Genomic DNA, 11,387 nt, shown 5'->3' with positions numbered 1-11,387 from the left:
AACCTCATGACCCGCCGCCTCACCCACGAAAACACCACCAACTGGCGTGACAGCTAAGCCAAATGAAACGGACAACCGAGAACCAAACGCTCACTTAGTGAGACCCTCGACGCGGTTGTCGAGAAGGCCATGGATGACCACGGCGGCATCCGTCCAGAGACTGAACTCCACGGGTATGACATATTCCAGGGCAAGCGGGCCTGGTCCCGTCTGGCAGGCAAGCCCAGGGCTCGCATCGGCGTGTATGCCAATGCTCTCCAGGCGATCGCCGATCACGACGTCAAGATCATCTTGAGAGGGGTCGACGTCACTCGCCTCAAGCGACGGTATGGCGCGAACCACGACGAACCGCACTCGATCGTCCTCACGCATCTGCTCGAGCGGGTCGACGAGTTCGCGAAGCGCGAGGACGAGCTGGCGCTGATCATCGCTGACGAATGCGATGGCCAGGACCAGTATCGAGACGATCTTCGGATGTATCGGACGACAGGAACCTGGGGTTATAAGTCCCGGAAGATCACCAGAGTCGTCGACACGATGCACTTTGCTTCATCGGCAGCAAGCCGACTTCTCCAAGCTGCGGATCTCGTGGCGTTTCTGCATCACCGCATCCAGATCGGCGCCGACACAGACCCCCGGGCCAAGCGTGCCAATCAGGAGCTGCGGGACCGCGTGGCGCCCAAGGTGGCCCATCAGTGGACGTGGGTGCCCTGATGCACGAAGGCCCCGCTCGTCGGCGGGGCCTAAGGCTGGACGGGCGACCGTTTTCAGGGCCACCTGCGAGACACGAGATTAGCAGGTTTTGTAAGGTTCTGGGAACACGGTATGCGGCCGATGTTGGCCTTGACCTGCACTTTCTTCCGGGTGAGGTCGCCCTAACGGCTCTGGTTTCGGATCATGCGGCGGAGGAGGTGGATTTCCGCCTCGTTGGTGATGTTCTCCAGCTGCTTGGCGGCGGATTCGGAGAAGCCGATGCGGGCGCGGCGGGGGCGGCGGGGCGCTGTGCGGCGAGGCGGGCGAGGTGGGTCTCGCGCAGGTCCTCCCACGGGGTGCAGTCCTCCACTGCTGGCAGCCCGTTTTCGGCGATGTCCTCCAGGACGGTGGCGCAATGGCCCTCTTGTCGGGCTGTGCTACGTGGCTGACTATGCGTTACAGACGGTCAGTTGAGCCGTGACGGAGTGGGGGGACCCATGTCCACGGGAACGGGCGGGGATTACTGGAAGGACAAGGGGCTGCCCAGCGTCTTCAAGCATGAGTTGCTGAAGCGCTATTTGCCTCAGTTCGGCGGCATGACGGGCGCTCATTCGCACGACAAGCGCGTGGTCTACCTGGACGGGTACGCGGGTGAGGGCCGCTATGAGAACGGTGACCCGGCATCGGCGGAGATCGCACTGCGGGTCTCTTCTCATTTCCGCGCCCGGCGCGGCCTCACTCTGGAGTGCTTTTTCACGGAGTCGCAGCAGAAGTCGTTCGACCAGCTGCAAAAGGTCGTCGAGCACTATCGGGCGGGCGGGGTGCCGGCGCACGCCCACCGCGGCGAGGTCGACGGCGTCCTCGACAGCGTGATCCAGCGAGCGGTACGCGCACCGCTGTTCCTCTTCCTGGATCCATGCGGGCTGGTCCTGCCCCAGGATCGGCTCGTGGACGTGCTGGCCCAGCAGTGGCCGCAGAAGAAACCGGCGACCGAGTTGCTGATGAACTTCAGCATGATGGCGGTATGGCGCCTGGGCGGTCACGTTCGCTCCCCGAAGGGCAACGAGACGTCGCTGCGGCGCTTCGACGACGTGTGCGGCGGCACCTGGTGGCGCGAGTACTTCGCCGAAGCGGCGGCTCCCGGCGCCAGGGACGGCGCCGCGGAAGACGCCATCGAGGCCGTCGCAGCCGAGTACGCCCGCCGCCTGGCCCGGCGCTCGGGCATGTTCGTGCAGTCGGTGCCCGTCTCGCACGCACCGCACAAGCGGGCCGTCTACCGGCTGGTCTTCGCGACTCGGAGCCAGTACGGGCTGTGGGTGTTCGGTGACACCGTCGCCCGTGCACGAGACGAGTGGTGGAAGACACTGGAGCTGCAGGAGGAGCAGAACGATCCAGGCGCCCTGTTCTCCACCGTCTCGATCCTGCGGCCGGATCCGGAGGTCGTGGCGAAGGCGGCTATCCCCGCCATGGCCGCCAACTTGGAGCAGTTGCTGTGCGCTGGACGGCCCGTGAAGCTGGTCGACCACACGCTGGCCCTCTTCGGGGACTACTACGGCCAGGTCACCGACCCGACCGCTCGCAAAGCGGTCAAGTACCTGCACGGCGAGGGCAAGACGTCCACCACCGGTGTCGGTGGGGCCAAGACGCGCGAGCTGATCGTCCATCCCGGGCGCCCCTGACATGACTGGTGGCCGCGGCAGAGGCCTTCTGCCGCGGCCACCAGTTCCACCGGTTACACGGCTGCAGGCAACGGCAGTTCGTCCCAGGTCCGCCCGTCCAGCTCACGGCCGCCGGCCTTTGGTGTGCGGCCGCCCCACTGCTTGAAGAAGAACGACACCCCGGCCTGCTGGCAGGCGTCCCGGATTTGCGTCACCCACGCTTCGTCCAGCGGCCTGTGCCCGGGCCCCGACTCGCCGCCGGCGATGACCCAGTCGATCCCGGTCAGCTCCAGGCCGTCCAGCGGTCCCAGCAGCGGCTCGCACGACAAGAACCGCACCGCCGCCGGGACCTGCCGCAGGTCGTCCACTCGCGGCAGTTCCTTCGCACTTTCCACGGATACGCCCATCCAGAGGTTGTCCGGCCACTGAAGCCGGTCGGCGACCTGCCGCAGCCTCCGGGCCCGCTTGGTGAGCACCTGGTAGGTGTGCTGCGGAGTGTCTGCGATCACGTCGAAGACGCGGCGTACGTAGTCGAGCGGCACCCGGGCGTGGAACAGGTCGCTCATGGAGTTCACGAATACCGTCCGCGGGCTCTTCCACCCGTACGGCACCTGCAGGGCATCCGGATGCACCGTCAGCCCGAAGCCCGGCCCGGACGTCCGCGGGTCACCGTCGGCCTGGTACTTCGGCGATCCCATCGCCTTCAGCCGCTTTGCCAGCGCCAGCGCGTAGCAGTTGTCGCACCCCGGCGAGACGCGGTCGCACCCCGTGGTCGGGTTCCACGTCGCTTCGGTCCACTCGATCGCACTGCGATCACCCACGGCCGGCCCTCCATCTCCTAGAACCGAGCCTGTCCACCGGCACCGCAGCGGCCCGTTGGCTGCCCAACGAAGCGCCGCACGACCGGACACCGGCATCCAACCACCCGGCTGCCATGCGGCCCCCGCCACCCCACGCATAGAACAGACGTTCCCACCCTGCGAGTTGCCGCTCGGGTTGTAAACAGGGCGCCGTCATGCCGCGAACCCAACGTTGGTGACGTACTCGTACTGGCCCCACTGGGAACCCAGGTCGACGACCTGGTCCACCCACGCGTCGTCCAGCTCCTGGTCGTCGCCGGCCGCCCACGCGGCGACGATACGGTCCCAGCGGCGCACGTTCATCGTGCGGAACTCCACGACCCGCTGGCGGGGACGGCCGACCTGCGACTGGTTGATCGGGTGGATCTCCACGCGGGTGCCGCGGCCCTCCTTGTTGAGGCGTGCGGTCAGGTAGCGGGCGACGTTCTCCCGCCGCACGGTGCGGTAGGCCTGCTCGATCCGCTCGAGGTTCTTGCGCGAGGGCGCGCGGGTGCCGGCCAGCCAGGCGCGCAGGGTGCGGTCGGTGACGGTCAGGCCGGCGGCCCGGGCCGCTTGGCGGGCGTGGTCGCTGCGGGTGAGGTAGTGCAGCCGGGCGAGCAGACCGCGGCGGGCGGTGACGGGGGTGGCGATGTAGCCGGCGAGCGCGTCCAGTTGCCGCGCGACGGCTTCGTGGCCTTTGATGCCGCGGGCGCCGTACTTGCCGAACTCGATGTTCCGCTCAGGCATGGTCTCTTCCGGTCCTCGGTCGGTGGATCACTGTACGGGCTCGTGAGGGCCAATCACCCTCCCCCGCAGGGCAATTGACGCCGGGACAGGCGGTCGGCCTCATGAGGGGCTCCCAGGGGGCTGCGCGGGCTGATCTTGGTCGTTGCCGACGGTGTAGACGTCCTTCACCTTCACCTCGGTGACGCCACGGCCTTCGGGGAACACCGCCTGCCAGTCGCCGATGACGTGCAGTTCGTCGGTGCCCATGGCGCGAACAACCATCAGGCCCTCGTCGTACGCCCGGTGGGCTTTCCACCACAGGTTCGCGAAGGCCTGGCTGCGGATGAGGTGCATCCAGTCGGTGCGGTAGAGCTCCCGGTTGTAGTTCGACTCCCCCAGCGTCGAGACGAACTTCGCGTACATGGCCTTGACGTACTCCAGCGTCACCTCGTCGTCCTCGGTGATCGCCCGGTCCCGGGCGTCCTTCAGGGCCACACGGAACTTCTCCAGCAGGCCCTCCGTGGCGCCGGAGGTCCAGGACTCGTGGATCTCTGGCGGGTCGCACAGCCCGTACTTCGGGCCTGCCAGACGCAGCAGAAGGCGCAGGGTCGGCTCGGTCACCCACAGCGGGCCGGGTTCGTCGCGGTTGCCGATCGGGTTGGGCAGGTAGGCGTCGTGGTCCCAGACGGGCGGCGTGATCAGGTGGACGCCGGCGCGGCGGCGGTCGTGGTCGTTGCCGGTGGAGTGCTCCAGCTGGCCGATCGGCAGGTGCGTCTTGAGCGCGGACAGGTAGGCGCCGTTGATGTCGAGCGCGGTCACCTCGTGCTGGCCTGCGGGCAGTTCGGGGCGGGTCCACTTGGGGCGGGCCTCCCAGATCTGGTCGGCGCCGCGCGCGGTCTGCTTGCGCAGGATGTCGGGCAGCCACGGGTGCGCGACGACGTCGTAGCGTCCGCCCTTGCGGCTGTGGTCCAGCAGCGCCATCGCGTCCGGGATCGCCCGCTTGATCAGTGCGGCGGTCGCCGCTTCGACGTCGCCGGCATGCTGTGCGAGCGCGGCCGTGACGGCGGAGCCGATGAGGTCCGGGGTGTCGGATGCCGCCTGCACCCGGCGGCCGACGGGCACCACTTTGACGCCGTGCTCCGCCCTGCTCTGCCGTCCGGCGGGCGCTGGCTGCCGCGGCTCGTTTCGGGGCGCGGGCTTCTCCGGCTGCGCGGGCCCGGCCGTGCCGCATTCGGCGGGGTCCAGGTGCTGCGGGAACCCCTCGACCTGATGCCGGGCGGGCTGCCCGCACAGCACACACGGCTGCGGGGTGGACAGGCCGTCGACGTCGGCCGTGACGACGGCCTGGTCCGCTTCCGCCGGGCCGTCGTCCCGGTGGCCTGGGTCGTTGGCGGGTGCTTCCGCGGCTGCGGCGGCGTCCAGCTTGGTGCGGGCTCCCTGGAGGAAGTACGCGTACTTCTCCCGTACCTCGCCGCTCGGGTCCCGGCCGGACTCCCAGCCCCCGACCGTGGACGCGCTGACGCCCAGAGCCTGCGCGAGCTGTGCGCGCGAGAGATTCAGTTCCTCGCGCAAAGAGCGCCGCTCCTCGGCGGGCGGCAGCGGGACCTCCTGCTTGGCTCCGGCGAGCAGGGCGTCGATCGCGTCGAATTCCGTCATCAGGCTCCCCCCTCTACAGCCGCAGGGCGTGCGGTAGTGACATGGCGGCCGGGAACGCGCCGGCGTTCTTCGAGCAACGACTCCGTAGCCCGGGTAGGTCCCGCAAGGAGTTCGAGAACATCGATGCCGTAGTGCACGGCGACCGCCTCGCAGTCGGCCAGACTCCACGCGGCAGTGCCGGACTGACGGCGGCTCACCTGCGCCTGACTCACTCCCACGGCGGCGGCGAGGTCGGCCTGAGACTCGCCGGTCACGTGAAGGAGAGCCGCCACGGCGGACCGCACCCGCTCATCGAGACTCATACCCATGCCGCACACAATACCACGCCATACGCATTAATTATGCGTATTACGCATGATGATGTCACACGAAAACGTAGTCATGGGCTGCCCCGGGCCGACCCCGGCACACTGCGGTACACCGTGCCGGTGCGACCCTCCAACGGCCGACACACGGTAGGCCATCCGAACGGGTGAGCTTTTGAAGCTCGCCCCAGACCGGTGCCCGTCTTGCCTACCGTCACCGAGATGGAGGCCGAGTATCTACGCCATGGCGTGCCTTTGGCGGACTATCAGCTCACCTGGGCCGACCACGGTCGGCAGCACGAGGCGGTGCAAGTCCATGAGTGGGTTCAACGCCACGTTGTCCAGGCCCCTCGCTGGTCGGACGAGCGTTGGGAGCAGATGCGCCAGTTCCTCGGGCCTCCGACTCCTGCGTGGGAACTGCAGCGGTGGCGGTTGCGCTTGTACTGCGGACACGTCATCGAGGCGACCCGTAGCCGGAAAAGCCCACGGCCCGATGGAGGGATCTGCGACAAGGCGCGCTGCCCAGAGTGCGGTCTGGACCCCGCCGTGATCGTCGCCTTCGAGCCTCTCGGGCCCGTCGCCGATCCCCCACCGGAGAAGCGCTCCCGGAAGCCCAGCCGCTCCACCCGGGCACCGCCCGCAGATCGGCGTAGCAAGGCTGAACTGGTGGCCGAGAACGAAGCCTTGCGTGCGGAACTGGACGCCCTGCGAGATCAGGCATAGACCGTCGGCGCACCGACGCTGCGGCGGCCCGAGCCAAACAGCACGCCGCTCGCCCAGGCCCGGGGGGGCTCTTCGCCCCCGCCTCGCGAGCCGGGGTCTATGTGGGCGCGTCTTCGGCCCGCGGTGTCGGTGCCAGGGGTACGGCAGGGTAGTTCTCAATCCAGGACAGGCCGCCGTTGTCGAGCCGGTGGCGGGTGCGGGTGACGGCGACGTAGGCGAGGCGCGCTTCGCCGTCGTCGATCGGGCCGGGCACCGCGCGGCCGGTGTCGTCCAATTGCTCGCTGTCCTTGGGCGGGGTGAAGTCATCGGCGATTTTCACCCGCAGCCATTCGCGTCCTTTGGCCTTGTGGGCGGTGGAGACGGTGACTTCGGCCTGTTGCTCAGGGACGAGTTGGGCAACGGCGGTCAGGATGGCGTCCGTGCCGTGGGTGTCGACGAGGTCGACGAGCGGCTGCAGGTCCCGTCCGGCCGGGTCGTAGGCGGCGTAGTCCTGCAGGTCTCCCCAGGAGGGGAACAGGACCAGTTCGGGGTGGGTGGTGCGGCGGCCTTCCTTCAGGTCGCGGCCGGCCAGGGCCAGGGCGCGCAGGCTGTCTCCTCCTCCGACCAGGGCCACGCGGTGTCCGGCGGTCAGCAGGTCCATGACCTGGGCCATGGCGCCGACATTGGTGCGGCACAGGACGGCGTCGGGCCGGGTGAGGGGGCCGAGTTCGGTGGGCACGGTCTCGGTGCCGGTGAGGCGGATCGGGGCGTCGGCGATGGCCAGCCACCGGTTGGCCTCGTCAGCAAGCCTGGGACCGAAGCGGAAGGACCGGGACAGGGCGAGCTGGGTGCCGTCGAAGCCGGTCATGACGTCTTTGGCGCCGCGCCAGTGGTAGATGGCCTGGGCGGAGTCGCCGACCATCACCAGCTGGGCGTGGCCGCGCTGGTCGAGGAAGTGGCTTCGGCAGCGTGAGCTGGCCCCACTTGTCAGCTTGGGTTCTATAGGTCGTTGCAACACCTGTCCTGAGGGATGTTGCGATGACCAAGCCGCGTCGGATCCATAAGAAGCGTGGACCTGCCCCGTTGGCGGAGAAACGTGATCAATACCTTCGGCTCATGGCGCAGGGAATGAGCAACTCGGCCGCGTGCCGCGAGGTGGGTATCAACCGGAGGACCGGGACCCGATGGAGGTACGGGCGCAAGGACACCGACCGGACGGGACGCGAACGGTTCTACCCGCCGATCGCCGAGGAGCGGACTTCCGACGTCTCGCCGCGCTACCTGTCGGAGGACGAGCGGATCACCATTGCCGACCTGCTGCAGGCCAAGAGGTCCCTGCGCGCGATCGCCCGTGAACTCGGCCGCGACCCCGCCACGATCAGCCGGGAGGTACGCCGCAACCGCGACCCCCGCACGGGCAAATACCACCCGTTCAAGGCTCAGCGGCGAGCTGCCGTACGCCGCGCCCGTTCGAAGGAGGGCAAGATACGGCGCGATCCGGAGCTGAAGGAGTTCATCCAGCAGCACCTGGACCGGCGTTGGAGCCCGGAGCAGATCAGCCAGGTCCTGCGCGCTGCGTTCCCGGACGAGCCGGACCGCCACCTGGCGCACGAGACCATCTACCAGGCGATCTACCTGCCACACCGCGGCGGCCTGGAACGCAAGCCCGGCGTGCTGCGCTCCGGCCGACACGTCCGGCGGCGCCGTCGCCGTGTTGATGAGCGCGCCACCCGCTTCATCGACCCGGGCACTCTGATCAACCAGCGCCCGGCCGAAGTCACGGACCGTCAGATCGCCGGTCATTGGGAGGGCGACCTCATCGTCGGTCAGGGCAATCGCTCGGCGATCGGCACCCTGGTCGACCGCACCACCCGCTACGTCAAGCTCCTGCACCTGCCCGACGGACGGGGCGCCGAGCACGTCCGCGACGCCCTCCTGCACGCCTTCGCCGAGCTGCCAGCCAAGTTGGCGCGCTCGCTGACCTGGGATCAGGGCAGCGAGATGGGCCGGCACGACGAGTTCACCCGCGCCACCAACATCCCGATCTACTTCTGTGAGCCGGCCAGCCCGTGGCAGCGCGGCTCGAACGAGAACACCAACGGACTGCTGCGGCAGTACTTCCCGAAGGGCACCGACTTGTCGATCTACAGCGCCGAGGACCTTGCCTTCGTCGCCGCGGAACTCAACGATCGCCCTCGCAAGACCCTCGGCTGGCAGACGCCCACCGAGCTATTCACTAAGCTCGTCGCAACACTGGAATGATCACGTGTTGCGACGCTCGCTGGAATCCGCCCAGTGGGTTTCGGCCCCACTTGTCGATCGTTCGGGCATGATCTGTCAGTGAGTTTTGGCCCCACCCTCGCGTCGCGGTGTGTGGCTCAGGGGGCGGCTGTGGCCGGTGGGGGTATCCATCGACGGGGAGATGTCTGTGATCGTCTGGGTGAACGGTGCGTTCGGCAGCGGGAAGAGCACGCTGGTGGACGAACTACGTCCGCGCTGGCCCGAGGCGCTGGTCTATGACCCGGAGATGGTCGGCTATGTACTGCGCGAGATCGTGGACGTCCCGACCGGCGATTTCCAGGATCTGCGGCTGTGGAGGCGGCAGGTCGCGGACCTGGCCGTGGGACTCGTCGAGGAGTATCAGCGGCCCGTCCTGGTGCCCATGACGCTGGTCAACCCCGGCTATGTCGAGGAGATCTTCGGTGCGCTGAAGGACGCGGGGATCGCTGCTCACCACTTCTTCCTCAAGGTCTCCGAGGAGGTGCTGGTGAAGCGGATCGACGGACGGAGCTTCACGCCTGACGACCCCGCGCAGGACGAGCGGGTGCGCAAGTGGTGCAAGTCCAAGATCGAGTCGTGCATGGCCGCAGTGGACACCCTGCCCAGTGACACCGTGTTCCTGGACGGCGAGCTGAGCCCGCGGGAGCTGGCCGACGACGTGCTGGCCCGCGTCGGCGCCGTCCCGGGCCGGTAGTCCGGGTTCTCGTGCGCGGTCAGCCGCTGCCCTGCTCAAGCTGGTCCCGCCCGTCCAGGCTGCGGTCGATTTCTCCTTCACCCCGCTCGAGCTGGACCGTCCCGACCCGTTCGGCGTCACCGTCGTCCTGATGGAGGACGACGGCTACAGCGTGCGCCTCACGAAGCGTTCGCCCGCTGACCCGGCCCGGAGAGGGAGGGAAGGAGGCGTGCCCCGCAGCATTGACGACGATGCGTCCAGCCGCATGAGCAATGCCGAACAGCAGCTCAGCGCCGAACAACAGCAACCGATTCGATGGTCAACCCGACCAGGATTACGGAGGCATTCCTCTCCGATTCCTTCGGCTGATGAAGAACTTCAAGGAGAGCAACACAATGGATCCCCGACTTGCCGCAGACCTCGACGCGTTGCCACACCTGTTGGACACCGTCCGACAGCACGCCACCGAAGTGCTCGCGCAGGTAGCTGATCGTCAGGTCGTCCCCGCACAAGTTCTGCCGGAGCCGGATCCTCTACCCGAGCGGGGAGTAGGGCTGCGTGAAGCATTGAGGGATTTCACCAGCCGCTGGGAGCCAGTACTGTCGGCGAGTGCAGGACCCCGCTACCTAGGATTCGTCACCGGCGGAGTCACCCCTGCCGCGCTGGTCGGTGACTGGATGACGGCCACCTGGGATCAAAACCCGATTTCCTCCCTCGACGGCGCGGGCCAGCACCTGGAACGCGAGACGATCACCTGGGTGCGCGAGCTGATCGGCCTGTCGGATCAGCATCATGGCGCCTTCGTCAGCGGGGCCACCATGTCGAACATCGTCGGCCTGGCGATTGCTCGCGAGTGGCTGGGAGAACGTAAGGGCGTCTCACCCGCGGAATGCGGGACAGCAGCCCTGGGCGCTGTCCGGGTCCTGTCCGGAACGGCACACTCCAGTGTGCCAAAGGGACTCTCAGTACTCGGTCTGGGACGTCAGGCTCTGACCTGCGTGCCGACCCTCCCCGGTCGGGAAGCTGTCGACCTGGCCGCACTGGAGCGAACGCTCGGCCAAATCGATGGCCCCTGTGTCGTGGTTGCCAACGCCGGAACCGTCAACACTGCCGACTTCGACGACCTGCACGCCATTGCCGCGCTGCGCGAGCAGCACCTCTTCTGGCTCCATGTGGACGCTGCCTTCGGTGCCTTCGCCGCCCTTGCACCTGCGCAGGCACACTTGGTTGATGGGCTCGATCTCGCTGACTCGATCTGTGTCGACCTGCACAAATGGCTTAATGTGCCATATGGCAGTGCTGTGCAATTCACTCGGCGCCGCGATTTACAAACCAGGGTCTTCCAAAATACAGCCGCCTACCTCGGTCCGCTGGGAAGCACTCCCGATCTGGTACACCTGACCCCGGAAAACTCCCGCCGGCTGCGTGCGCTGGCTGCCTGGTTCAGCCTGCGAGCCTACGGGAGGGATGGGCATCGCGACATCATCGAACACTCCATAGCCTGTGCCTGCGACTTGGGTGATGCTGTCGCTAGCATTCCCGGTCTGCGTCTCCTTGCTCCGGTCCGCCTCAATGTGGTTTGTTTCACCCTCGCCGGTGATCCCACCGCCGAACGTCTTGCTGCGCTCGCCAAGCACGTTGCCGACGAGGTCTTCCTGACCCCCACGATTCTGGACGGCGTGCCCGCACTGCGAGCCGCTTTCAGTAACTGGCGGACCACCAAAGCCGACACCGACCGGATTGCAGCAGTACTGGAAAATGCCGTACGTGCGCTGTGAGTTAGCCGCGGGTGGCCTTCCCTGATGGCGGGCCAACTCCGGCTATCAGGGGCCGTAGACGCGCGACTTCGGCAGGC

General features: G+C 67.6%; 11 protein-coding genes and 1 pseudogene. 6 read left to right on the top strand and 6 right to left on the bottom strand.

Annotation, left to right across the window (positions count from 1 at the left end; all coding sequences use genetic code 11):
• Positions 1-129: 129 nt before the first annotated feature.
• Entirely contained in the window at positions 130-714 is a 585-nt protein-coding gene (locus ACFYO0_RS42090) for a DUF3800 domain-containing protein (protein WP_388686921.1), read from the top strand.
• 476 nt (positions 715-1,190) lie between these two features.
• Positions 1,191-2,372, top strand: a complete 1,182-nt coding sequence (tcmP, locus tag ACFYO0_RS42085) for a three-Cys-motif partner protein TcmP (protein ID WP_388686919.1) — start codon at positions 1,191-1,193, stop codon at positions 2,370-2,372.
• A gap of 53 nt (positions 2,373-2,425) precedes the next feature.
• Here tcmP and ACFYO0_RS42080 read toward each other — a convergent pair whose 3' ends face one another.
• The 4 genes from ACFYO0_RS42080 to ACFYO0_RS42065 form a co-directional block, all read right to left on the bottom strand.
• Entirely contained in the window at positions 2,426-3,172 is a 747-nt protein-coding gene (locus ACFYO0_RS42080; RefSeq protein WP_388686917.1) for a DUF5131 family protein, read from the bottom strand.
• 192 nt (positions 3,173-3,364) lie between these two features.
• On the bottom strand, positions 3,365-3,937 hold the full coding sequence (locus tag ACFYO0_RS42075) for a transcriptional regulator (protein WP_388686916.1): 573 nt from the start codon (positions 3,935-3,937) through the stop codon (positions 3,365-3,367).
• Between the two features lie 99 nt (positions 3,938-4,036).
• Positions 4,037-5,572 carry a helix-turn-helix domain-containing protein gene (locus ACFYO0_RS42070; protein WP_388686914.1) on the bottom strand — a complete coding sequence of 512 codons (1,536 nt, stop codon included), beginning with the start codon at positions 5,570-5,572 and terminating at the stop codon, positions 4,037-4,039.
• A complete protein-coding gene (locus ACFYO0_RS42065) occupies positions 5,572-5,880 on the bottom strand; it encodes an XRE family transcriptional regulator (protein WP_388686913.1) in 309 nt (102 codons plus the stop codon). The genes ACFYO0_RS42070 and ACFYO0_RS42065 overlap by 1 nt, the downstream gene beginning before the upstream one ends.
• A gap of 219 nt (positions 5,881-6,099) precedes the next feature.
• Between ACFYO0_RS42065 and ACFYO0_RS42060 the strand changes: the two genes are divergently transcribed.
• Positions 6,100-6,600, top strand: coding sequence for a hypothetical protein (locus tag ACFYO0_RS42060; protein ID WP_388686912.1), 501 nt, complete (start codon positions 6,100-6,102; stop codon positions 6,598-6,600).
• A 97-nt stretch (positions 6,601-6,697) separates the two neighbouring features.
• On the opposite strand, the pseudogene ACFYO0_RS42055 reads toward ACFYO0_RS42060, so the two are convergent.
• A pseudogene (locus ACFYO0_RS42055) lies at positions 6,698-7,534 on the bottom strand (3'-5' exonuclease); the annotation flags it as partial.
• Positions 7,535-7,707: 173 nt separating this feature from the next.
• Between ACFYO0_RS42055 and ACFYO0_RS42050 the strand changes: the two are divergent.
• Together ACFYO0_RS42050 and ACFYO0_RS42045 are read left to right on the top strand one after the other, a co-directional pair.
• Positions 7,708-8,841, top strand: coding sequence for an IS30 family transposase (locus ACFYO0_RS42050; RefSeq protein ID WP_388686933.1), 1,134 nt, complete (start codon positions 7,708-7,710; stop codon positions 8,839-8,841).
• Between the two features lie 166 nt (positions 8,842-9,007).
• Entirely contained in the window at positions 9,008-9,553 is a 546-nt protein-coding gene (locus ACFYO0_RS42045; protein WP_388686932.1) for an AAA family ATPase, read from the top strand.
• A 19-nt stretch (positions 9,554-9,572) separates the two neighbouring features.
• Here the strand turns inward: ACFYO0_RS42045 and ACFYO0_RS42040 are convergent, their stop codons facing one another.
• Positions 9,573-9,839: a hypothetical protein gene (locus tag ACFYO0_RS42040; RefSeq protein ID WP_388686910.1), complete on the bottom strand. Its 267-nt coding sequence runs from the start codon at positions 9,837-9,839 to the stop codon at positions 9,573-9,575.
• 88 nt (positions 9,840-9,927) lie between these two features.
• Between ACFYO0_RS42040 and ACFYO0_RS42035 the strand changes: the two genes are divergently transcribed.
• The gene (locus ACFYO0_RS42035) at positions 9,928-11,310 is read left to right on the top strand and encodes a pyridoxal phosphate-dependent decarboxylase family protein (RefSeq protein ID WP_388686930.1); all 1,383 of its coding nucleotides are present in this window, start codon (positions 9,928-9,930) and stop codon (positions 11,308-11,310) included.
• Positions 11,311-11,387 lie beyond the last annotated feature (77 nt).

The sequence above is a fragment of the Streptomyces sp. NPDC006365 genome (assembly GCF_042870755.1).
Taxonomy (GTDB): Bacteria; Actinomycetota; Actinomycetes; order Streptomycetales; family Streptomycetaceae; genus Streptomyces; species Streptomyces xiangluensis.
This window is presented reverse-complemented; position numbering and strand designations above follow the sequence as displayed.